The 21,820-nt window shown below is 68.2% G+C and carries 18 protein-coding genes; 8 read left to right on the forward strand and 10 right to left on the reverse strand.

The window, feature by feature from the left end; all coding sequences use genetic code 11:
* Window positions 1-84 precede the first annotated feature (84 nt).
* Window positions 85-1,599 carry an L-piperidine-6-carboxylate dehydrogenase gene (gene amaB / locus MLJ35_RS11260; protein ID WP_243384420.1) on the forward strand — a complete coding sequence of 505 codons (1,515 nt, stop codon included), beginning with the start codon at window positions 85-87 and terminating at the stop codon, window positions 1,597-1,599.
* 155 nt (window positions 1,600-1,754) lie between these two features.
* Window positions 1,755-3,443, forward strand: a complete 1,689-nt coding sequence (locus tag MLJ35_RS11265) for a sensor histidine kinase (protein ID WP_243384421.1) — start codon at window positions 1,755-1,757, stop codon at window positions 3,441-3,443.
* Between the two features lies 1 nt (window position 3,444).
* Here MLJ35_RS11265 and thiS read toward each other — a convergent pair whose 3' ends face one another.
* The 8 genes from thiS to MLJ35_RS11305 all read right to left on the reverse strand — a co-directional run bounded on the left by thiS (window position 3,445) and on the right by MLJ35_RS11305 (window position 11,474).
* Entirely contained in the window at window positions 3,445-3,642 is a 198-nt protein-coding gene (gene thiS / locus MLJ35_RS11270) for a sulfur carrier protein ThiS (RefSeq protein ID WP_243384422.1), read from the reverse strand.
* Window positions 3,643-3,704: 62 nt separating this feature from the next.
* Complete coding sequence (locus MLJ35_RS11275) at window positions 3,705-5,837, reverse strand: aldehyde ferredoxin oxidoreductase family protein (protein ID WP_420843040.1); 2,133 nt, start codon at window positions 5,835-5,837, stop codon at window positions 3,705-3,707.
* Between the two features lie 106 nt (window positions 5,838-5,943).
* The gene (locus MLJ35_RS11280) at window positions 5,944-6,366 is read right to left on the reverse strand and encodes a 4Fe-4S binding protein (protein WP_243384424.1); all 423 of its coding nucleotides are present in this window, start codon (window positions 6,364-6,366) and stop codon (window positions 5,944-5,946) included.
* 110 nt (window positions 6,367-6,476) lie between these two features.
* Entirely contained in the window at window positions 6,477-7,595 is a 1,119-nt protein-coding gene (locus MLJ35_RS11285; protein ID WP_243384425.1) for an ABC transporter ATP-binding protein, read from the reverse strand.
* Window positions 7,592-8,290 carry an ABC transporter permease gene (locus MLJ35_RS11290; protein ID WP_243323101.1) on the reverse strand — a complete coding sequence of 233 codons (699 nt, stop codon included), beginning with the start codon at window positions 8,288-8,290 and terminating at the stop codon, window positions 7,592-7,594. Before MLJ35_RS11290 ends, MLJ35_RS11285 begins: the two co-directional genes overlap by 4 nt.
* 9 nt (window positions 8,291-8,299) lie before the next feature.
* Window positions 8,300-9,931, reverse strand: coding sequence for an L-glutamate gamma-semialdehyde dehydrogenase (pruA, locus tag MLJ35_RS11295; RefSeq protein WP_243384426.1), 1,632 nt, complete (start codon window positions 9,929-9,931; stop codon window positions 8,300-8,302).
* Window positions 9,932-9,954: 23 nt separating this feature from the next.
* Window positions 9,955-10,788 carry an ABC transporter substrate-binding protein gene (locus MLJ35_RS11300; RefSeq protein ID WP_243384427.1) on the reverse strand — a complete coding sequence of 278 codons (834 nt, stop codon included), beginning with the start codon at window positions 10,786-10,788 and terminating at the stop codon, window positions 9,955-9,957.
* A gap of 326 nt (window positions 10,789-11,114) precedes the next feature.
* On the reverse strand, window positions 11,115-11,474 hold the full coding sequence (locus MLJ35_RS11305) for a winged helix-turn-helix domain-containing protein (RefSeq protein ID WP_243384428.1): 360 nt from the start codon (window positions 11,472-11,474) through the stop codon (window positions 11,115-11,117).
* A gap of 61 nt (window positions 11,475-11,535) precedes the next feature.
* Between MLJ35_RS11305 and MLJ35_RS11310 the strand changes: the two genes are divergently transcribed.
* The 3 genes from MLJ35_RS11310 (at window position 11,536) to MLJ35_RS11320 (ending at window position 13,774) form a co-directional block, all read left to right on the forward strand.
* Window positions 11,536-11,979, forward strand: a complete 444-nt coding sequence (locus tag MLJ35_RS11310; RefSeq protein ID WP_243384429.1) for a hypothetical protein — start codon at window positions 11,536-11,538, stop codon at window positions 11,977-11,979.
* Window positions 11,979-13,205, forward strand: coding sequence for a molybdopterin molybdotransferase MoeA (locus MLJ35_RS11315; RefSeq protein WP_243384430.1), 1,227 nt, complete (start codon window positions 11,979-11,981; stop codon window positions 13,203-13,205). Before MLJ35_RS11310 ends, MLJ35_RS11315 begins: the two co-directional genes overlap by 1 nt.
* Before the next feature lie 182 nt (window positions 13,206-13,387).
* Window positions 13,388-13,774 carry a DUF488 domain-containing protein gene (locus tag MLJ35_RS11320; protein ID WP_243384431.1) on the forward strand — a complete coding sequence of 129 codons (387 nt, stop codon included), beginning with the start codon at window positions 13,388-13,390 and terminating at the stop codon, window positions 13,772-13,774.
* Here the strand turns inward: MLJ35_RS11320 and MLJ35_RS11325 are convergent.
* Entirely contained in the window at window positions 13,764-14,957 is a 1,194-nt protein-coding gene (locus tag MLJ35_RS11325) for an amidohydrolase family protein (protein WP_243384432.1), read from the reverse strand. The genes MLJ35_RS11320 and MLJ35_RS11325 overlap by 11 nt on opposite strands.
* A 42-nt stretch (window positions 14,958-14,999) precedes the next feature.
* On the opposite strand from MLJ35_RS11325, the gene MLJ35_RS11330 reads away from it, so the two are divergent.
* The 3 genes from MLJ35_RS11330 to MLJ35_RS11340 all read left to right on the forward strand — a co-directional run bounded on the left by MLJ35_RS11330 (window position 15,000) and on the right by MLJ35_RS11340 (window position 18,712).
* A complete protein-coding gene (locus MLJ35_RS11330; protein ID WP_243384433.1) occupies window positions 15,000-16,406 on the forward strand; it encodes an MFS transporter in 1,407 nt (468 codons plus the stop codon).
* A 155-nt stretch (window positions 16,407-16,561) separates the two neighbouring features.
* Window positions 16,562-17,704 (forward strand): homogentisate 1,2-dioxygenase, encoded by a 1,143-nt coding sequence (locus MLJ35_RS11335; protein ID WP_243384434.1) that lies wholly within the window; start codon window positions 16,562-16,564, stop codon window positions 17,702-17,704.
* A gap of 111 nt (window positions 17,705-17,815) precedes the next feature.
* Window positions 17,816-18,712, forward strand: coding sequence for a mechanosensitive ion channel family protein (locus tag MLJ35_RS11340; protein ID WP_243384435.1), 897 nt, complete (start codon window positions 17,816-17,818; stop codon window positions 18,710-18,712).
* 3 nt (window positions 18,713-18,715) lie between these two features.
* Here the strand turns inward: MLJ35_RS11340 and MLJ35_RS11345 are convergent, their stop codons facing one another.
* Window positions 18,716-21,817 (reverse strand): hybrid sensor histidine kinase/response regulator, encoded by a 3,102-nt coding sequence (locus MLJ35_RS11345; protein WP_243384436.1) that lies wholly within the window; start codon window positions 21,815-21,817, stop codon window positions 18,716-18,718.
* Window positions 21,818-21,820: the final 3 nt, after the last annotated feature.

Consider the following 21,820-nt stretch of genomic DNA (forward strand, 5'->3'; position numbering starts at 1 on the left):
GAATCATATTCATGCCAAGGGTGAATCGAATGAATTTTATCATTGACGCAAAAAAAGATACAAATGCCATAGGGAGGTGCGGCCATGCAGGACGTCCTGAAGGCGCTGGGCATGTCGGATTCGAATCGGGGCGGGTTCTCCGGCGAATGGATCGGAAGCGGGAAGGCCCAGGCCGTGGTGTCCCCCATCGACGGCGCGAAGCTGGCGGACGTGGCCAATGTGACGCCCGCGGAGTTCGAGGCCATCCTGGCCCGCAGCCATGCGGCCTTCGCCTCCTGGAAGCTGGTGCCCGCGCCCAAGCGGGGCGAGGTGGTGCGGGCCCTGGGCGACGAGCTGCGGAAGCACAAGGAGGCCCTGGGCATGCTCGTGAGCCTCGAAATGGGCAAGGCCCTGCGCGAGGGCCTGGGCGAGGTCCAGGAGATGATCGACATCTGCGACTTCGCCGTGGGCCTCTCCCGCCAGCTCTACGGCCTCACCATGCCCAGCGAGCGCCGCCAGCACCGCCTGCAGGAGCAGTGGCATCCCCTCGGCGTGGTGGGCGTCATCACGGCCTTCAACTTCCCCGTGGCGGTGTGGAGCTGGAACACGGCCCTGGCCCTGGTCTGCGGCGACACCGTGCTGTGGAAGCCCTCCTCCAAGACGCCCCTCACGGCCATCGCCTGCACGAAGATCGCCGAAAAGGTGCTGCGCGACTTCGGCTACGATCCGGCCATCTGCAGCCTGGTGATCGGCAAGGGCAGCGAGATCGGCGACCTCATCAACACCGACCCGCGCGTGGCCCTGGTGTCCTACACGGGTTCGGTCCCTGGCGGCCGCCACGTGGGCAAGCTGGTGCAGGAACGCTTCGGGCGCCACATCCTGGAGCTGGGGGGCAACGGCGCCGTGATCGTCAGCGAGAAGGGCGACCTCGAGATCGCGCTGCGCTCCATCTACTTCGGCGCCATCGGCACCTCCGGCCAGCGCTGCACCTCCACCCGCCGCGTCATCGTCCACGAGTCCGTCTACCTGGCCTTCCGCGACCGCCTGCTGGACCTCTACCGCAAGACGCCCATTGGCGATCCCCGCAAGGACGGGAACCTCATGGGCCCCCTGGTGGACAGGGCCGCGGTGGAGACCATGCTCGCGGCCATCGAGACCGTGAAGGCCCAGGGCGGGAAGGTCCTCTTCGGCGGCGAGAAGCTGCCGAACGCCGGCGGCTGCTACATCACGCCCTGCCTCGCCGAGGTTCCAGGCAACCTGCCCATCGTGAAGGAGGAGACCTTCGCGCCAGTGCTCTACCTCATGACCTACCGGACCATCGAGGAGGCCATCGCCCTCCAGAACGGCGTGTCCCAGGGCCTCTCCAGCGCCATCATCACCAACGATCAGCGCGAGAGCGAGCTGTTCCTGTCTGCGGCCGGCAGCGATTGCGGCCTGGCCAACGTGAACACGGGCACCAGCGGGGCGGAGATCGGCGGGGCCTTCGGCGGCGAGAAGGAGACCGGCGGCGGCCGCGAGAGCGGTTCCGACGCATGGAAGGCCTACATGCGCCGCCAGACCAGCGCCATCAACTTCAGCGGCCAGGTGGAACTGGCCCAGGGCATCACCCTGGAACTCTGAATCCGCCGGCCGGGTTTCAGCAGGGCCATTCCAGGGGCACTCGGGTAGACTCTAGGCAGAATTAACCGTGAGGCTGACCAGTGCCCGGGCCAACCCCCCGTCTCCATCCGTCTGACCCAGTGGCGGCTCCTGTCTCCGCCAGGGGCGGCGGTGGGTTGGCCCGGGCGGCCCGGGGAGCCCTGGTCGCGACCTGGCTCGGCGTGACGCTGGCGCACCTGGCCCTCCCGGCGGCCCAGCGCATCCAGGTATGGCCCCTGGGCTATCTGCTCCTCGAGATCCTGGCCTTCCTGAGTCTGAGCCACCGGGCCTGGCGGGCCCCCTCGGGCGAGCGGATGGCCTGGCTGCTGCTGGCCGTGTCCGCCTTCTTCGAGGTGCCCAGCCTGCTCCTCACCTTCAGCAGCCACGGGCAGGCGGTGCCGGGGATCATCTTCCTGGTCAGCCTCCTGAGCCTGGCCACAGGCATCCTGGCCTTGGCGGGCGTGCTGAGCTTCCCGAAGGAGCCGGGGCCGGGCAGCCTGTTCCGCAGGCGGGCTCTGGACAGCCTCATCTTCGCCACGTCCCTTCTCTTCCTACTCCTCGCGATGGGCGTGCAAGGCTCTCTGCGCGCCTCGAGCCAGGGCATGGGACTGCGGGTCCTGGCGGCCTACCTCAACGCGGCCCTCCTCGGGGGCGGCCTGGTCTTCATGACCTCCTATCATCCCGGTCTCATCCGGGGTCCCCTCGGATGGCTGTCCGCCTCTGCCCTGGCTTGGCTCTCGGCGCTGTCCTGCTGGGCCCTGGCAGGCCTGCCTTCCGTCACGTCGCCCCACGCCTGGATCGCCTTGGCAGGAGGAATCCCGTTCTTTCAGGGCCTTGCGGCCTGGTCCCCGCAACCCGAGGTGTCGCGTGCCTCGCGGGCGACCGACGGGAAGCGGTTGGTGCGGCTGTTCCCCTACCTGCCGGTCCTCGCGGCCATTCTCGTCCTGGCGGCCCTCCTGCCCCGGGGGCCGCTGGAGTTGATGCGCGGCGCCATCGGCGCCTTCCTGCTCATGGTCGCCCTCCTGCTCCTGCGCCAGTTCCTGGCCATCCTGGACCTCCGGGCTGCCCGACGGACGCTGGAGGAGCGGGTCCAGCACCGGACGGAGGCCCTCGAGCATGCCCAGGAGGCCCTGCTGAGGACGGAGCGCATGAACACGCTGGCCCTCATGGGCGCCGGGCTGGCCCACGATCTGAACAACCTCCTGAGCGTCCTGAAGAGCTCCGCGGAGCTGGCCCTCATGAACTTGGAGGAAGGCCGGCCCGCGGGTTCGGAGGACCTCCAGAGAATGACCTCCGCCGCCAGCCGCGCCGCCACCCTGACCAGCCGGCTCATGCGGTTCGTGAGCCGCGAGTCCGAGGACCTGGCGCCCGTGGATCTGGGCCAGGAGCTGCGGGACATGGAGGCGACACTGCGCCTCCTCATTCCCCGGACGGTGGAGTTGTGCATCGATGTGGCTCCTGCCGAGGCCCTGATCGTGCAGAGTTCCCGGCTTCGGCTCGAGCAGATGCTGGTGAACCTGGTGGCCAATGCCCGGGATGCCATGCCCGAAGGCGGAAAGCTTGCCATCCGCGCGGGGGCCGACGGGCCCGAGGCGGCCATGGCGCGGATCGACGTGGTCGATTCCGGAATCGGCATGCCTCCGGAGATTCTCGACCGCATCTTCGATCCCTTCTTCACCACCAAGGCCCCCGGCAAAGGCACCGGGCTGGGCCTGCCCTCCCTCAAGGCGCTGGTGGAGGAAGGCGAGGGCCGCATGGAGGTGGCCAGCGAACCGGGGAAGGGCTCCCGGTTCACCATCTTCCTTCCGCGGCTGAACGCTCTCTGAATCAGCCGCCGCTGATGAGGTGGATGACCTTCACCACGGCCCCGTCCGGGACCGTGGTGGTGTCGTAGTCGGCCTTCGCGACCAGGGCGTCGTTCACGTGGATGACGAGCATGGGGAAGCGGTAGTTCCGCGCCTTGAGGATGTCCCGCACGGTCATGCCCTCGTGCCATGCCAGCGGCTCTTCATTCACCAGGATCATGCAGGGGCCTTCCTTGGCTTTGCCCATGCTGAAGTCATCGACCGCATTCGCGGCCGATGACTTCAGGAGAGGTGCTGCTTGACGACCTCAACCACTTCGGGGAAGGCGTCCAGGCCCAGCTCCTTCAGCCGCGCCAGCGTGGGCACGCCGTTGGACGTCCAACCGCGGCGGGCATAGACGCTGTCCATGAGCTTGGAGAAGCGGTCCGTGCGCCACTGGCGGTGCAGGGCCATCTTCTCCTCCGTGGACTTCCCGGCGGGATCCAGGCCCATCTCGGTGATGATCTGCTGGTCGTAGCGCTCGGCGCGGGACTCGTACTCCTCCTTCGTCACCGGGCCCAGGGAGCGGTAGGGCGCAGCGTCGTGCTCGCGCAGGCCCTTGCCCATGCGGATGTTGAACACGCGCTGGAAGTTGTAGACCTTGGCGGACTGGATGATCAGCTCCTCCTTGTCGATCTTCACGCCCGTGGTGGCGCTGAAGAGGTCCACATAGTTCTGCACGTGCTCGGGCACCTTGTGGGCCTCGGGCTGCTCGGAATTGTTGGCGGGCACCACGTCGTTCCAGGGCAGCTTGCAGAAGCCGTTGAGGCCGAACCAGGTGCGGAACAGGGGGAAGTAGTAGAGCGCCTCCGCCTTGTCCTCGAAGGTGGGGATCTGCTTGTTCACCATGTCCATGAAGATCAGCCAGGCCTCGTCGTGCTGGGGGCCCTTGTTGGTGAGCGCGTAGCCGCCCTGCTGGGCCAGGGACTCCTTGGACATGTACTGGGAGTACTCGAGGCCCTTGTTCTCCATGCCGATGTCGTTGATGAGCTGCGGATCCCCCCAGCCCTGTTTGATGAAGTACTCCTTCATCTTCTTCACGCCCATGCCGGCGATCTTGCCAAAGCCCTCGCCGCGCGCCATCTGGTGCATCATCTCCAGGTCGGCCTCCGCGTTGCCCCAGGTCATCTCCAGGCCGCCCGTGCGTTCCTTGTTGAGGATGCCGCGCTGGTAGCACTCCATCACGAAGGCCGTGAGGGTGCCCCAGGTGATGGTGCAGATGCCGTAGGTGTCGCAGTAGAAGTTCAGCTCCAGCAGGTAGTCGGGGTCGAACACGCCGCAGTTGGAGCCGAGGCCCGCCGCGTTCTCGTACTCGGGACCATCCACGGTGACCATGTCGCCCTTATACGGGCCGGTCTTCAGCACCAGGCCGTCGGCGCCCTTGGCGCAGGCCATGGAGCAGCCGTACCAGCAGCCGTCCACCGTGGCCTGGGTGCAGCGCTGCTGCCAGTAGGCGGAGTCGATCTTGTGCACATCCGGGTGCGAGCCGTACTGGAAGTTGTGGACGGGCAGCAGGTCGTAGGCGTCCATGATCTCGACGATGTGGGCCGTGCCGTTGCGGCGCATCATGCACTGGCCGCCGTCGTTCTCGCGGATCTCCTTGTGGTACTTGATGCCGGTCTTGGCGATGGTCTCGGGATCCACCGGGTGGTTGAGGTCACCCGCGACCTTGGGGCCACGCACCACCAGGGCGCGGATGCGCTTGTCCCGGAACACGGTGCCGATGCCGCCCCGGCCCGCCTGCTTGAAGCGCACGCACTTGCGGCGGCGGTCGTAGAAGGAGAAGTTCAGCATGCCGATGAGGCTGTGGGCCGCGGCGGCGCCGCTGGAGACCACCGAGACATTCGGCAGGTCCTTCTCGTTCTCCGCGTACATGTGCGTGAGCAGCTCGGCCAGCACATGGCTGTCCTCGGGGCCGCCCTCGACTTCCTCGATGCGGATGATCCCCTTCACGCCGTCCACGAAGAGGATGACGTCCTTGTCGGCCTTGCCCTGGAGCTCCAGGGCGTCGAAGCCCGAGAACTTCAGCAGGGGACCGTAGAAGCCGCCCACGTTGGAGTCGATGGGGATGTCCGTCTGGGGCGAGAGGCTCACCACCAGGGACTTGCCGGTACCCGCGTACTGGGTCATGCCGGCCACGGGCCCGGGGCTGATGACGATCTCGTTCTCGGGATCGTTCCAGCGGGTGGTGGGCTTCACGGCGTTCCACAGGTGGAAGAGGCCGAAGCCGCGCCCGCCGATGAAGACATCCTTCATCTGCTGGGTGACGGGCTTCTCCGTGACCTCGAGACTGCCCACGTTCACGTAGAGCGTGCGGTTCGTGTAGCCCTTGTCAGGCAGGCTGGGCTGGAAGGGCACCTCCTTGAGGGTGCGCATCCCGGCGCGGAGGGCCTCGAGCCGGTCGAGGTACTCCGTGCGCTTCGTGTAGTCGATGTCCATCACCTTGCTGGGATCGAAGACGAGCTGGCTCATGGGGACTCCTTCAGATGATCCGGACGGCCGGCTCGGGGACGTCTTGAATGGAGAGGGCCCCGTGGGGGCAGACCTTCACGCAGACGCCGCAGGAGGTGCACTTGTGGGGGACGATCCAGTCCGGGTTGCGCATGAAGGCGTCCTTCTCGCAGAAGCCGATGCACATGTAGCAGCCCACGCAGAGCTGCTTGTCGATCATCACCACGCCCAGCTTGTTGCGTTTGAGGGCCTCGGAGGGGCAGACCACCACGCAGTCGCCGCACTGGTCGCAGAGGACGGCCTTGCCGCCACCGTCCTCGTAGGCCTTGATCTGGAGGGTGGCCTGGGCGGGGTCGTCCACCTTGAAGACCTTGATGGCGCACTCCATCTCGCACTCGTGGTTGCAGTTGCGACCTGCGTCGCACTTCTGGAAATCGATCACCAGCTGTTTCATGGCTCGGAGGCCTCCGGGTACGGACCTTTGACGACACGCCAATCGGGAGCGGTCGAAACCACCCCAGATGCGAGGCTAGTCCCGGTCCGGACCCCCGGCAATGGACGCGGTCACACTTCGGAGTCGAGACCCTCCCGCCGGATGAGGTGGGCTGCCGTGGCCTTGAAGGAGGCGACGATGGCCCCGCCGGGCTCAAGCCCCAGTTCTGCCAGGGATTGCGCGGTCACGTAGGCCGCCAGGAAGAACCCGCAATCCAGCTCCACCTTGAAGAAGGGGCCCCTGGGAACGACTTTCGTGACGGTCCCCGGGAAGGCGTTCCGGGCACTGCTGGATTTGTCGGTCTGTAAAGACAGCGCCACGTGCTCCGGGCGGATGCCCACCAGGATCGTCTGGCCGGGTCGCGCCTCGCCCACGGCCAGGACCTCGTGGCCGTCTCCGCCCTTGCCGAGGCGCAGGGTGAGCAGGCCCTCGCCGCTGGAAGCCACCTGGCCCTTGAGCAGGGTCTCCATGCCCACGAAGGCGGCCACGAAGGGGTCCTCGGGGTGGTTCATGACCTCGCGCAAACCCCCGGTCTGGAGGATGCGCCCATCCTTCATCACGGCCAGGCGGTGCCCGAGGCGCGCGGCCTCGCCTTGATCGTGGGTGGAAACCACGGCGGTGCTGCCGGTTTCCGCCAGGATGCGACCCAGGTCGTCCAGCAGCGCCTCGCGCGTGGGGGCGTCCAGGGCCCCGAAGGGCTCGTCCAGGAAGAGGATCTCCGGCCCCAGGACGAAGGCCCGGGCCAGGGCCGTGCGCTGGGCCTCGCCGCCGGAGAGCTGCCGGGCAGGACGGGCCAGGAGGTGGCCTACGCCCAGGCGCTGGGCCCAGGCGCGCACGGCGGGCTCACGCAGGGCGGCGGGGATCCCCCGGAGCTTGAGACCAGCGGCGATGTTCTGGGCCACGGTGGCGTCGAAGAGGAGCGGATCCTGGAAGACCATGGTCATGCGGCGGCGGTAGGCCTCGCGCTCCGGTCGAGAGCCGAGTCCTGCGCCCTTGAAGCGGAGGCTCCCCCCAGACAGGGGGAGCAGGCCCGCCAGGGCCAGCATCAGCGTGCTCTTGCCCGCGCCGTTGGGGCCCATGAGGGCCAGCACCTCGCCGGCGCGGAGGTCCAGGGCGGGTACGTCGAGGACCTGAGTTCCGGCCCGATGGACCGTTAGGCTCCGCGCCTCCAGGACGGTCGGGCGGCTCATCGGGGGCGGTTCCGCTGCTGGAGGTGCGTGAGCACGGCGTTCACCGTGAAGGCCAGCACGAGCAGGAGGATGCTGAGGGCGAAGGCCACCTCGAAGTTGCCCTTGCTGGTCTCCATGACCGTGGCGGTGGTGAGTACCCGCGTCTGGCCCTTGATGTTGCCGCCCACCATGATGGAGGCCCCCACCTCGGAGATGACGCCGCCAAAGCCCGCCATGACGGCGGCCAACAGGGGCAGGCGGGCCTCCTTCAGCAGCAGCCACACCATCTGGGGCCGCGAGGCGCCCAGCGCGAGGATCTGCAGCCGCAGGCCCGGCGGCAGGTGCTGGAGGGCCGAGAGGCTGATGCCGGCGATGATGGGCGAGGCGATGACGGCCTGGGCCAGAATCATGGCCGTGGGCGTGTAGAGGATCTCCAGGAAGCCGAAGGGCCCGCTGCGCCACAGCAGCACGGTGACGAAGAGGCCCACCACCACCGGCGGCAGGCCCATGCCCGTGTTCAGCAGGGCGATGACGAGCCGCTTGCCGGGGAATTCGTTCAGGGCCACGGGGATGGCGATGCCCAGGCCGATCACCAGGCTGATGAGGGTGGCCAGACCGGAGACTTCGAGGGAGAGCAGGGTGATCCGGAGGACCTCGGGATCCAGCGTGAGCAGCAGCTCCAGCGCCTTCCGAAGGCCCTCCCAGATCAGGTCCACAGCGCTCCTTTATTCGGCTTCGAGGAAGGGGAACTTGATGTCCCGGGGCGGCGTGAAGCTCTCCTTGATGGTGCGCGGAGAGGTCCAGCGGATCAGGTTGAGGAAGCTGCCGGCCTTGTCGTTGGTGCCCGAGGCCCGGGCGCCGCCGAAGGGCTGGTGGCCCACCACGGCGCCGGTGGGCTTGTCGTTGATGTAGAAGTTGCCGGCGGTGTTGGCCAGCACCTCGGTGAGGTGGTTGATCACGTAGCGGTCGCGGGCGAAGATGGCGCCGGTCAGCGCGTAGGGCGAGGTCTCGTCCAGCACCTTCAGGGTCTCGTCCAGCTTCGCGTCGTCGTAGACGTAGAGGGTGACCACCGGCGCGAAGATCTCCTCCTGCATGGTCACGAACTTGGGGTCCGTGGTGACGATGATGGTGGGCTCCACGAACCAGCCCTTGGACTTGTCGCCCTTGCCGCCCACGAGGATCTGAGCATCCTTGGAGGCCTTCGCCAGCTCGATGTACTTCATGGCGTTGTCGAAGGAGGCCTCGTCGATGACGGCGTTGAAGAAGTTGCGGAAGTCGCGCACGTCGCCCATGCGGATCTCGCCCATCAGCTCCACCAGTCGCGCCTTCAGCTCGGCCCAGCGCGAGGCCGGCGCGTAGACGCGGGAGCAGGCCGAGCACTTCTGGCCCTGGTACTCGAAGCCCGCGCGCACGATGGCGGCGGCGGTCTCGTCCACGTCGGCAGAGGCGTGCATGAAGACGTAGTCCTTGCCGCCGGTCTCGCCCACCAGGCGGGGGTAGATGCGGTAGCGGCCGAGGTTGTCGCTGATGGTCTTCCACATGCCGTTGAAGACCCCCGTGGAGCCCGTGAAGTGCAGGCCCGCGAAGTTGGGGTCCTCCAGGGCGATCTTGCCGATCATGGAGCCGCGGCCGGGGATGAAGTTGATGACACCATCCGGCAGGCCGGCCTCCTTGTAGAGCTGCATGAGGTAGTAGTTCGACACCACGGAGGTGGAGGCGGGCTTCCAGACCACGGTGTTGCCCATGATGGCGGGGGCCGTGGGCAGGTTGGCGGCGATGGCCGTGAAGTTGAAGGGCGTCACGGCGAAGACGAAGCCCTCCAGGGCGCGGTAGTGGACGCGGTTCCACACGTGAGGGTCGGAGATCGGCTGCTGCTTGTAGATCTCCTCCATGAACTTCGCGTTGTAGCGGAAGAAGTCTGCGGTCTCGCAGGTGCTGTCGATCTCCGCCTGGTAGGCGCTCTTGGACTGGCCCAGCATGGTGGCGGCGTTAAGGATGTAGCGGTACTTCGACGAGATGAGGCTGGCCACCTTGTGGAAGATGGCGGCGCGGTCCTCCCAGGGCGTGGCTTCCCAGTCCTTCTTGGCTGCCAAGGCGGCGTCGATGGCCATGCGGACCTCGGCTTCCCCCGCCTCGTGGTAGGTGGCCAGCACGTGCTGGTGGTCGTGGGGGCAGACGGCCTCCTGCGTCTTCCCGGTGCGCACTTCCTTCCCGCCGATGATGAGCGGGATGTCCAGCACCTGGGCGTACTGGCGCTCCAGTTCGGCCTTCAGGAGGGCGCGCTCCTTCGAGCCGGGCGCGTAGGGGAGGATGGGCTCATTGTGGGAGTCAGGCAGGCTGAAGATGGCGTTCGACATGGGGTTTCCTCCGTCCGGCGCGCCTATTCCGGCTTGCCGGCATCAGGGAAGAATAGCGGTGATCCAAAGGTGCCGATTCCGAATTCTTTGATCAGAGTCTGCACATCTTTCGACACCAGGAAGTCAGCAAAGGCGCGGGCTCCGGGGGTATTCACCTTGGGATGCCGCGCCGGATTGACCTCGATGACATGGTAGACATTCAGGAGGGCGGCATCGCCTTCGCTGAGGATCTCCAGCCCCAGCTTTTTGCGCAGGGCCAGGTAGGTGCCGCGGTCTGACAAAGTGTAAGCCCGCTTTTCGGAGGCCACGGCCAGGGTCTGGCCCATGCCGAGGCCGGTCTGCTGGTACCAGGCACCCTCGGGCTTGAGACCCGCCGCAGCCCAGAGCTTCTTCTCCTGGGCGTGGGTACCGGAGTTGTCGCCCCGGGAGATGAACAAGGCGTGGCCCGCTGCAATGGCCTGGAAGGCCGCCGCGGCGCCCTTCCCGCGCAGGTGGGCGGGATCGGTGGCCGGGCCCAGGAGGATGAAGTCGTTGTGCATGACGATGCGGCGGTTCACGCCGGAGCCTTCGGCCATGAGGGCCTTCTCCGCGTCGGGCGAGTGCACCAGCAGCACGTCCGCCTCGCCCTTCCTGCCCATGGCGATGGCCTGGCCCGAGCCCACGGCGATGGTCTTCACCAGGTAGCCGGTCTGTTTCTCGAAGCGGGGGATCAGCTCATCCAGCAGGCCCGAATCCTGGGTGCTGGTGGTCGTGGCGAGGATGACCGCCTTCGTGGCGGGCTGCCCCGCGTGCAGGCCCGCGCAGGCGAGGGACACCGCGAGCAGCCAGGTCCAGCCGGGGAATCGCGGGATCCGCATGGGGGCCTCCGTCCAATGTGTTCGAAAGGATACAACGAAACGCCCGACTCCAGTGGATTTCCCGCCAGAAAAGAAGAACGCGAATGGCGCGAAAACGCCCTTCGGGCGCGCGAAGGGCGCGAATGGAACTCGACCCACCGCGGACATCCCTTCACGGGCGGCGGCCATGGCGGCCCATGAAAACCGCCCAGAGCCGCCACCCGTGAAGCAGGCCGCGCGATGCGCGACCTGGGGCCGAAGGCCCGGATGTCCTGCACCGAAACGCCAGTGTTCGATTTCGCGGTCTTCGCGTTCTTCTTTTCCTCTGTGACCCTTGGGCGGAAGGCTCAGTCCAGCAGCCGCTTCCGGAAGGCCCGCACGTCGGCGGCGATGGCCTCGGCGGCCTTGGCCTGGATCTCCCGGAAGCGGGTCAGGGCCTCCCGGCCGGTGGGGGTGAGGACCGCCCCGCCACCCCGGTGGCCCCCCTTGGCCGCGGCCACCACGGGCGCGTGGAAGCACTGGTTCATCTCGTCCACCAGCAGCCAGGCCTTGCGGTAGCTCATCTCCAGGTGGCGGGCCGCCGCGGAGATGGACCCCGTCTGTCCGATGGCCTCCAGCAGGTCCGCCTTGCCCTGGCCGATGGCGATGTCGGTGCCGTAGGCGATGCGGATGCGGATGGAGGCAGCTGGGGAGGTGGGCTTGGCCATGGGTACCTCGGGGCGCCCCCATTTCAGCACGGGCGGGAAGGGAATCTGCTAGAAGGGAGGGATGGATGACAGGCGCGCAGACAAGCCGGCCCCTCCCACCCTCCGGGCGCGGCTCTTCCCGGAGCGCCCCCGGTTCTTCCCCTGGGCGCGGCCGGTCCAGCTGGTCCTGCGGAGCGTCCACATCGCAGCCATGGCCCTGGTGGTGGGGGCGCTCCCCTTCGGTGCCAGCCACGAGGCCCTGCGGACGCCCATCTCCCTCACGGTGGCCAGCGGCGCCCTCCTCTTCGCCATCGACCTCGCCCGGGACATGGGCATTCTCGTCCAGGGCAGCGGCGTGGCCGTGCTGGTGAAGCTGGCCCTGCTGGGCGCGGGCCTCCTGCAGCCGGCCCACCGCCTGCCCTGGTACCTGGCCGCCACCCTGGTGGCCTCGGTGGGATCCCACATGACCGGGAGCTGGCGCCACTTCTCCTTCGTCCAGTGGAAAGTCCTGAGGTACCCCGACTGATGCCGTCCCCCGCTGAAGCTCTCGCCCTGATCCTCGAGCGCGTGGCGCCTCTGCCGCCGCGGCAGGTGCCGCTCCCCGAGGCCCTGGGCCTGGCCGCCGCCGAGGCCCTCGCCTCCGAGGAACAGGTGCCTCCCTTCACCAACTCCGCCATGGACGGCTACGCCGTGCGGGCCGAGGATCTGGCTGCCGCCTCGACGGCGCAACCCATCCGCCTCCGCGTGCTGGGAGACCTGGCCGCCGGAGCCACACCGGACCAGGCTGTGGTACCTGGCACGGCCTGGCGCATCATGACTGGCGCGCCCCTGCCTGAGGGGGCCGACACGGTGGTCCCCGTGGAGGACACGACCCGCGGCCAGGACTGGGTGGAGGTCCGCGCCCCCCTCCGACGGGGCGTCCACGTGCGCCACGCCGGCGAGGACATCCAGGCGGGGCGGTCCCTGCTGGTGCCCGGCCGCGCCCTGCGCCCCGGCGACCTGGGCGTGCTGGCGGCCGTGGGGATGCCCGCCGTGCCCGCGCATCCACGGGCGCGGGTGGCGGTGCTCACCACGGGTGACGAGCTGGTGGACGCCTCGGAGCGGCCCGGCCCTGGGCAGATCCGTGACGCGAACATCCACTCGATCCGCGCCCAGGTGGCGGCCTGCGGGGCGATTCCCGCGCCCTTCCCCCGGGTTCGGGACGACCGCGCCACGCTCACCGCCGCCCTGCGCGAGGCGCTGACGGCCGATGCCGTCCTCACCACCGGCGGCATCTCCGTGGGCGACTACGACTTCGTGAAGCCCATCCTGGAGGAGCTGGGCGCGCGCCGCGTCTTCTGGAAGGTGGCCCAGAAGCCCGGCGGTCCGCTGGGGTTCTGGATGCTGGGCGGGAAGCCCATCTTCGGGCTCCCGGGCAATCCCGTGGCCGCCATGCTCATGATGGAGGAGTACGTGCGACCCGCCCTGCGGCGGCTCATGGGCTTCTCCGCGTTGCACCGCCCCGTGGCGGAGGCGGTGCTGGAGGACGGCTGGCACGGCAAGGCCGGCGATCGCCGCACCACCTTCCTGCGCGTGGTGGCCCGCCACGATGGCGGCCAGCTCCGGGCGCGGCTCACGGGCCCCCAGGGCTCGGCCATCCTCTCGTCCATGCTCGAGGCCAACGCCCTGGCCGTCATCCCGCCCGGCGTGGACCGCGTGGAACCGGGTGGTACCGTGACGCTGCACCTCACCGAGCTGGCGGAAGACCACTGAATCTCGATGAGCGCTTGAAGAGGGGAAGGACTTTTCACCACCAAGGCACCAAGACCACCAAGAACGGCAAAAGCACAGGCCATGGCTTTTCTTGGTGCCTTGGTGTCTTGGTGGTGATCCTTGTCTTTTGAAGGTGAGGCCGGAGGGCTAAGTTGGTGCTACAACTGCGCGGGGAGGCAGCCATGGCCATCCGCGTGGTGCGACTGGGAGCGCCAAGGGCGCCGGGCGAGGGCCTGCGGATCGGCACGGTGCGCCGGCCGCCCCGGGGCGTGCCCAAGGTGGAGTTCGCATCCCGGGACTTCTACGACGTGTGGATGCCCGAGGCGGCGCCCAGCGAGGAGCTGGTGAAGCAGGCCCAGGCGGCCGAGAGCGAGAAGGACTGGGCCGCCTTCAAGAAGAAGTACCGGGCGGAGATGGGCCACCCCGAGAAGGCCCGGCTCCTGGACCTACTGGCAGCCCTGTCGCACCGGACGGACCTGGCCGTGGGCTGTTACTGCGAGGACGAAGCGCGCTGCCACCGGTCCGTGCTGCGGGAACTCCTGGCGGAGCGGGGCGCCCTCATCCGCTGAGGGCGGCGGGATCGCGCTGGAACACGCTGGGGGCCAAGCGCCGACCCGTGCGGGGATCCCGCAGGGTGCGCTTGAGCACGAAGTCGAAGAGGAGCGGGTTGGCCCTCCAGATCTCGTTGAGAGCCCTCCGCTCGGCGCGCGTGATGAGCTTCAGCTCCACGAGGCGGCGGGTCCAGATGACCAGATCCACACCCGGCAGGGGATAGTCGCTCCCGTTGAGCAGGCGGTCATCCAGGTCGCGGGCCAGCAGGGTGCGGAGAGGCCGCGGCAGGCGGTTGACCTGGGTGATGGCCGAGAGGTCGCCGTAGAGGCGGCCGCGGTACTTGGGATCGTCCATCAGCCGCAGGAACAGGTCGAAGTTCGAGGCCGTCTTCCCGGGATGGTCCAGGTCCTCGTTGCGGCCCAGGCTGGCGCAGTGGGCCACGATCACGGTGACGCCCAGGTCCAGGGGGCGGCGCAGGCGCAGCGGGTTGCCGAGGGCCTGGGCGCCTTTCACGGCCACGGCCTTCTCTTCCCCTGCGTGGGTGAGCAGGATCACGCCCAGCTCCTTCATGCGGCGGTAGAAGGCGTCGTAGCGGGGATCGGCGGGATCGATGGCCTGGGCGTTGGGCAGCCACTTGAGCAGGCGGACACCCTTGGCCGCGCAGGCCTCCAGCTCCTGAATGGCGTCCTTCCTCGCCGGGTGGATGGAGGCCACGGGGACGAAGAGGTCCGGGTGCTTCGCGGCAGCCTCCAGCACATAGGCGTTGGGCACGTGGAACTCCGTGCGTGTGGGATCGGGCGTGCCATCGGCGTGGTAGGCCCCGTCCATGGCCAGGAGGTGGATTTTCACGGGATGGGGGAAAGCCCGCGCCCGGGCGACGAGGATGTCCAGGTAGTCGCGGTCGAAGTGGGCGAGGCCTTTCACGCCGGTGGCCTTCAGGTAGAGGTTCGTCTCCAGGCGCTTGACCGGGTGCCGGGGGCTCAGCTTCTCGGGGTTCACGAAGGTGCCATCGCCGTCCTGCCCAAGGCCGATGGCGTGGACGTGGACATCCACCACGGGATGGGCGGGATCCAGGTCCGCGAAGGCGCGGTCCACGAGGGCCTGGGCGGCCGGTGACAGGGGCGGCGCGGCGGACAGCGAGGCCAGGCCCAGGGCCAGAGTGAGGCAGGATCGGAGCCAGCGGGAGGGGCGGGGGGACATCCGCCAGAGATACCAGAATCCGGGGATCGATGACACCTCGCCATGCGAGACTATCCCGACTCCGAGCCCGACCCCGAGGTATCCATGACCGCCGAGCCCTCCTTCCGCGAGAAGTACGCCTTCCCTGCCAGCTACTGGAACGCCAACCTCACCGAGCTCTTCGAGCGGGCGGCCTACTACTCGATGGCCAGCTTCATCGTCATCTACCTGGGGCGGCTGGGGCTTGGCGACTACTGGCCGAGCACGCTGAACGGGGTGCTGTGGTTCCTGGTCTACTTCCTGCCCATCCTCAGCGGTACCATCGCGGACCAGATCGGCTTCCGGCGCAGCCTGCTCCTGGCCTGCGTGTTGCTGGTGGCCGGCTACTTCCTCATGGGCTACCCCGTGTGGTTCGGGGGGCATGTGCTGGCCCTCCAGGCCGGGCGGGAAGTCACGGCGGGGGCAGGCGTGGTGGTTCCGGTCTCCCTGGCCATCCTCCTCGTGGGCATCGGCGGCTCCTTCGTGAAGCCCTGCATCGCGGGCACCGTGCAGCGCACGCACCTGGGCAAGGCCACGCTGGCCTTCGCCATCTTCTACATGGTCATCAACATCGGCAGCGTCTTCGGCCGACTCACGGCCTTCTTCGTGCGCACCAAGCTCGGCAAGCTCGACACCATCTTCCTGGTGTCCATGGCGGCCTCGGTGCTGGCCTTCCTCGTGGTGGCGCTGCTCTACCGGGACCCCGAATCCGCCGTGGATCCGGCCAAGCCCAAGCGCAGCATCCCCGAGATCTTCCTGGGCATGTTCAAGGTGCTGGGCAGCGGCCGCTTTGCCCTGTTCCTGCTGGTGAGCAGCGGCTTCTACTTCATCTACAACCAGGTCTACAACGTGCTGCCCCTCTACGTGAAGAAGACCGTGGAGCTGAGCCCGGCCATGGACCTCTACACCATGGCGAACCCCATCACCATCGTGCTGTTCCAGCTGCTCATCACCAAGCTCTTCGGCAAGCTGCCGCCCATCAAGTCCATCATCGTGGGCACGGTGATCATCGGCCTCTCCATGCTCATCAACGTGGCGCCCCTCTTCATGGCCGGGGGCGTCACCGCGAAGGTGCTTCTGCCCGTGGGCAGCCTCTTCATCGTGATGACCGTGGCCCTCATCGCCTTCGGCGAGCTGTTCGCCTCCAGCCGCCTCTACGAGTACATCGGCTCCCTGGCGCCCAAGGGGCAGGAGGGCCTCTTCCTGGGCTACGCCAACCTGCCCATGGCCATCGGCAGCCTCGTGGGCGGCCCCGCCGGCGCCTGGCTCTTCAACCAGGTCATGTGCGCCGGCGCCGTGAAGCAGGCCGACGGCCTCCTGAAGCTCGACCCCAAGGCCGCCGCCACCGGCTGGATCATCCTCACCCTCTTCGGCCTGGGCAGCGCGCTCAGCCTGTGGATCTACAACCGCTGGTTGCAGAAACAGGGCTGAAGGAGCCAAGAACTGAAATAAGCGGAGGGACACGGAGGAGCAGAGGAAAGCGGAGAAAAGACCAGCGAGTCTTCCTCCGCTTTCCTCCGCCCCACTGCTCTCCTCTGCTTATTGAATTCTTTTTGAGAGATAATGGATCCCCTCCCGAGGTCCCCATGTCCAAGAAGGAAACGCCGCTCTTCCCCCTGCGCAAGGGGCTCCACACACGCCAGGCGCACGTGGACCTGCCCGCGGGCACCTTCGAGGAGGAGCATGCGCGCAACGGGTTCTTCGGGCGTACCACCCACCTCTACCGCTTGCATCCGGTGACGGACTGGACGCGCATCGAAGGTCCCCTGCGGCCCCACAGCTACGACCTGAACGGGCTGAAGCCCTCTGCCGATGAGGCCGTGCGCGCCTCCATGTTCGGCTCCACGGAGCCAGCGTTTGCCCCCATCTGCATCCTTCACAACGCGGATGTGGCCCTGCACTGGGTGGCGCCCTCCAGCATGGACTTCTTCTACCGCAACGCCGACGGCGACGATGTCTACTACATCCACGGCGGCGCCGGGAAGCTGGAGACCACCTTCGGCGCCATCCACTACGCCACCGGCGACTACCTGGTGATCCCGCGCGGCACCACCTACCGCTTCCTGCCTTCAGAAGGCGACCAGCGCTACCTGCTCATCGAGAGCGCGAGCGAGGTCACCATCCCCGACCGCAACCAGCTGGGGCCCAATGCCATCTTCGATCCCGCCATGGTGGACACCCCGGAGCTGGAGCCCTACGACGCTACTGCCCGCGAGTGGGCCGTCCACATCAAGCGCGAGAACCAGATCACGAAGGTCTTCTACCCGTTCAACCCGCTGGATGTGGTGGGCTGGAAGGGCGACCTCACGGTCTGGCGCATCAATGTGAAGGACATCCGGCCCGTGCTGAGCGCCCGCTACCACCTGCCGCCCAGCGCGCACTCCACTTTCATCGCGAACAACTTCGTCATCTGCTCCTTCCTGCCCCGGCCCTTCGAGGAGGAGGAGGGCGCCATGCGCGTGCCCTTCTACCACTCCAACATCGACTACGACGAGGTGCTGTTCTACTCGGCGGGCCACTTCTTCTCGAGGGACGGCATCGGCGCGGGCATGGTGACCTGGCACCCCCAGGGCATCCACCACGGGCCCCACCCCAAGGCCATCCCCCTCAGCCGCACCAAGGAGCGCACGGACGAGGTGGCCGTCATGGTGGACACCTTCCGGCCCCTGAAGGCCACGCCGGCGGCAGGGCTGGTGGAGAATCTCAACTATTGGGCGTCCTGGAAGTAGGGGGGTGCGTTCCCTCACAAGCGTGATTCGCGCCCTGTGGGGCCCCGCTCCAGGCGCTCCCCCGGAGCGCCTTCCGCGACCCACATGGTTGCGAGGAAGTAGACTGGTGAGGTGATCGTTCTCTTCCTTCAGCCCCTGATCAAGACCGAAGTCCGGCGCTTCGACCATTTCATGGCGTGGATGGACCGGGTGGGTTGGTCGCGCGCGGAGCACCTGCTCATGGTCGGCGCGGCCTGCCTGGCCATCCTGTGGAGCGTGAAGCTGGTGTCCCGCGCCGTGCGCCGGGCCGTGGACGACGGGAACGAGGAGGTGACCTCGGACGCCGAGCGCCGGGCGGAGACCCTGGGCTCCGTGCTCAACAACACCGCCCGGGTGCTGGCGGTGGTCTTCTTCCTCCTGATGTCGCTCCAGGAGTTCGGCGTCAACATCGGCCCCCTGGTGGCCGGCGCCGGCATCGCGGGCGTGGCCCTGGGCTTCGGGGCCCAGAGCCTGGTGAAGGACGTCATCAGCGGATTCTTCCTCCTCATGGAGAACCAGTTCGGCGTGGGGGACATCATCAGCGTGGACGAGCAGCATACCGGGGTGGTGGAGCGCATGACCCTGCGGGTGACGCAGATCCGCGACGCGGAGGGCAAGGCCCACTTCATCCCCAACGGCTCCGTGGTTCGCGTGGTGGTGCTCTCCAAGGAGTTCGCCCGGGCCAAGGTGATGGTCGGCGTCGGCTACGACACCGACATCGATGCGGCCATCGCCCTGCTGACGCGCATCGGGAAGGAGCTGGCGGAGGACTGGCCCGACCGGGTGCTTGAGCCCACCCAGGTGCTGGGCGTGGACGACCTCGGGGACAGCGCCGTGACCCTGCTGACCCTCACCAAGACCGCCCCGGCCAAGCAGTGGGAGGTGGCTCGGGAGCTGCGCCGCCGCATCCTCAGGGCCTTCCGCGAATCCGGCATTGAGATCCCCTTCCCCCAGCGGGTGATCCACCACCGCCGCGAGCCCGCCAACTGAGGTTCAGGAGGCCAGGGCCTTCCGCAGAGCCTGCCTGAGTCCGTCGAGGGTATAGGGCTTCTGCAGGAAGCCGGCCAGCCCCCGCCCCAGCAGCAACCGGGTGGACTCCGATTCGTTATAGCCGCTGCTGAGGATCACCCGGAGGTCCGGCCGGATCCTCCGCATGGCCTCGAAGGCGTCGCGCCCGTCCATGCGGGGCATGGTCAGGTCCATGAGCACCAGGTCGATGGCCTCCGGAGCCGCCTCCAGGCGCTCCACCGCCGCGAGTCCATCCTCGGCGGTGACGATGTCGAGGCCCATGGAGGCCAAGGCGGCGCCGATGGTCTGCAGGACAGCAGGCTCGTCGTCGACCAGCAGGATGGTGCCTTCCAGGCGGGCCTCGCCCTGGCCGTCCCTGGCCGGCTCGGCCAGCGGGCTGCCGGACGAGGCGGGGAAGTAGGCCTTGAAGGTGGAGCCCCGTCCCACCTCGCTGGAGACCTGCAGGCCCGCGCGGTGGCCCTTCAGGATGCCGAGCATGGCGGAGAGGCCCAGACCCCGGCCGGTGGCCTTGGTGGTGAAGAACGGGTCGAAGATCCGGGCCATCACCTCGGGGCTCATGCCCTGCCCGGTATCGCCCACTTCCAGCGTCACGAAGGTTCCCGGCAAGAGGGACTGGGTGGGGAAGGTGGCCGCGATGCCTGCCGCATCGAGCTCGGTGGCACCCGTCCGGATGGAGATGGTGCCCTCCTCGTCCCCCAGGGCGTCCGAAGCGTTGGTCACCAGGTTCATGATCACCTGCTGGAGCTGGGTCCCGTCGGCCTCCAGGGGAGGGAGCTCCTCTGGAAGGTCGAGCCGCAGGTTGGCCTTCTTGGAGATGGACACCCGGAGCAGGTGGGTCATCTCGGAGACCACCAGGTTCAGGTCGTGGAGCGACACCACGAAGCGTCCCTTGCCCGAGTAGGCGAGCATCTGCTTGGTGAGGTCGGAGGCCTTGAGGACGGCCTTCTCGGCGCTCCCCAGGAAGGGAACGGCCGGAGAATCCGGATCCAGGTTGGCCTGGGCGATGTTGAGGTTCCCCAGGATCGCCGTGAGCAGGTTGTTGAAGTCGTGCGCGATGCCGCCCGCCAGCACCCCGAGGCTCTCCAGCTTCTGGGCCTGCTGGATCTGGGCCTCCAGCTGGCGGTGCTGCGCCTCGGCCTGGTGCCGCTCGGTGATGTCCGTGCTGATGCCCACGATCCGGTGGAACCGCCCTTCGGCATTCCGGATGGGCACCAGCAGGGTCTGGAAGTGCCGCAGGCCATGCCCCAGGTCGGCGGATTCCTCGTAGGTGATCGGGCGGCCCGCGTCCAGGCAGCGCTGGTAGTTGGCGCAGAGTGCGTCGGCGATGGCGCGTGGGAGCCAGTCTTCAAGGGGGCGCCCGACGATCTCGTCGGCGGAGCGGTCCAGGGACCTGGCCTGGGCTGGGTTGAGGCTCTCCAGGACGAAGGGGCCCTGCTCCGGCACGCCGATCCAGAAGATGGCGTCCGGCGAGTTCTCGAAGAGACCCTGGTAGCGGGCCTCCGCATCGCGCAGGGCGGCCTCGGCGGCCTTCCGGGCCTCGACATCCCGGGCCGCCACCAGCAGCCGGTCCTGGCCGCTCACCTGCGCCCGGCGCATGTTCACTTCCACCCAGAAGGAGCGGCCCGAGCGGTGGCGCCCGCGCCACTCGAAGACCTGGGGTGTTCCCGACGCGGCGCGGCGGATCCAGGCCAGCGCCTCGGCCTGGGTGTAGGGAGGGATGTCCTCGTTGAAGGTGGACACCGGAATCTGGCGAAACTCCTCGGGCGTGTAGCCGTACATCTCCGTGGCGCGTGCGTTCGCCTCGAGGATGGCCCCGGTCTCGAGGTCATGGACGAAGAGGGCGTCGTTCACGGCGTCGAACAGGTTGCGCAGGGTCTGCTCGCCCTGGCGGAGGACCTCTTCGGTCCGCTTCCGGTCGGTCACGTCCCGCCGGATGCCGAAGTGGCCGAGGATTCGATGGCTGGCGTCGAAGAAGCAGATGCAGTCCCACTCGATCCAACGCGACTCCCCGCCGGGCCGGGTCTCCAGGAGCTCCCGGCGCAGGTGTCCCTGGGCCAGCAGCTCCCACGTGTCCGATTCCGCCTGGTCGGGAGCGCCCCGGTAGAGATCCCGGAAGGTCCAGGCCGCCAGGTTCCCCTCGGGCACACCCAGCTGCTCCGCCAGGGCCGGGTTGGTGCGGGTGAGGCGCTGCCGGTCGAGGAACGCGGCCACGGCGGCCTCGCGGTCTGTCCCCTCCTCCCAGGCCAGGGGCTCGTCCAGCATCGCGATGTAGTAGGCGTCCCGAGAGCGGGCGAAGAAGAGGTCCAGGCGGCGCTCGCTCTCCCGGAGGGCGACCTCGGCCCGGTCGCGCTCGGTCATGTCCTCGGTGAGGCCGATGCCGCCCACCACCCGCCCCGAGGCGTCCCGGATGGGATAGGTGAGCAGACGGGACACGACCCGCCGCTTCCCCGTGACGGACAGGTACTCGCCCACGGTCTGGCCGATGCGGCCTTCCAGGGCGTCCCGGATGGCCTGGAGCACGCCCGGATGGACGATCCGCTCCGCCATGGAGAAGGAGGAAAGCATGTTGCGGTTGGCCCCGAGGAGATCGAGGAAGGCCTGATTGCACTCCTGGAGGACCGTGCGGGTGTCGAAGTGGAAGATGCCGATGGGAGCTTCATTGAAGATGATCCGGTAGTGCTCCTCGCTGGCCCGGAGCGCGTCTTCGGCGGCCTGGCGGGCCTGCTCCCGGGCCAGGAGGGTGGCCTCCATGGCCTCGAAGGCCTGGGCGAGGCGCCCGATCTCGTGGTCGGGATGGGCCAGCCCAGTGGACTGACCGAGCTCCCCGCGCGCCACCCGGTCGAGGTGGTCGGCCAGGGACCGGAGCGGAGCCACGAGGAGGCGCTGGCCCATCCCCCAGCCCACCAGGACCGCCGCCCCCGCAGCCACGGCCAGGACGGCCAGGCTCTGCCCCAGGGTGAGCTGGGCCGGGCCGGTGACCAGGATGAGGACCAGCGCCGGCCCCACGGCCAGGGCCACCAGCAGGAGGAGGTGGAACCGGAGGGAGCGGGTGGCGGGGGTCGGCATGGA

Source organism: Geothrix alkalitolerans (assembly GCF_022808885.1).
GTDB lineage: Bacteria > Acidobacteriota > Holophagae > Holophagales > Holophagaceae > Geothrix > Geothrix alkalitolerans.

Bases quoted from the DNA above. Each gene is read 5' to 3' on its own strand.
- amaB (WP_243384420.1), top strand. From the start codon at position 85: ATGCAGGACGTCCTGAAGGCGCTGGGCATGTCGGATTCGAATCGGGGC.
- thiS (WP_243384422.1), bottom strand. From the start codon at position 3,642: ATGATCCTGGTGAATGAAGAGCCGCTGGCATGGCACGAGGGCATGACC.
- MLJ35_RS11275 (WP_420843040.1), bottom strand. From the start codon at position 5,837: ATGCGCACCCTCAAGGAGGTGCCCTTCCAGCCCAGCCTGCCTGACAAG.
- MLJ35_RS11280 (WP_243384424.1), bottom strand. From the start codon at position 6,366: ATGAAACAGCTGGTGATCGATTTCCAGAAGTGCGACGCAGGTCGCAAC.
- MLJ35_RS11285 (WP_243384425.1), bottom strand. From the start codon at position 7,595: ATGAGCCGCCCGACCGTCCTGGAGGCGCGGAGCCTAACGGTCCATCGG.
- pruA (WP_243384426.1), bottom strand. From the start codon at position 9,931: ATGTCGAACGCCATCTTCAGCCTGCCTGACTCCCACAATGAGCCCATC.
- MLJ35_RS11300 (WP_243384427.1), bottom strand. From the start codon at position 10,788: ATGCGGATCCCGCGATTCCCCGGCTGGACCTGGCTGCTCGCGGTGTCC.
- MLJ35_RS11305 (WP_243384428.1), bottom strand. From the start codon at position 11,474: ATGGCCAAGCCCACCTCCCCAGCTGCCTCCATCCGCATCCGCATCGCC.
- MLJ35_RS11310 (WP_243384429.1), top strand. From the start codon at position 11,536: ATGGATGACAGGCGCGCAGACAAGCCGGCCCCTCCCACCCTCCGGGCG.
- MLJ35_RS11315 (WP_243384430.1), top strand. From the start codon at position 11,979: ATGCCGTCCCCCGCTGAAGCTCTCGCCCTGATCCTCGAGCGCGTGGCG.
- MLJ35_RS11320 (WP_243384431.1), top strand. From the start codon at position 13,388: ATGGCCATCCGCGTGGTGCGACTGGGAGCGCCAAGGGCGCCGGGCGAG.
- MLJ35_RS11325 (WP_243384432.1), bottom strand. From the start codon at position 14,957: ATGTCCCCCCGCCCCTCCCGCTGGCTCCGATCCTGCCTCACTCTGGCC.
- MLJ35_RS11330 (WP_243384433.1), top strand. From the start codon at position 15,000: ATGCGAGACTATCCCGACTCCGAGCCCGACCCCGAGGTATCCATGACC.
- MLJ35_RS11335 (WP_243384434.1), top strand. From the start codon at position 16,562: ATGTCCAAGAAGGAAACGCCGCTCTTCCCCCTGCGCAAGGGGCTCCAC.
- MLJ35_RS11345 (WP_243384436.1), bottom strand. From the start codon at position 21,817: ATGCCGACCCCCGCCACCCGCTCCCTCCGGTTCCACCTCCTCCTGCTG.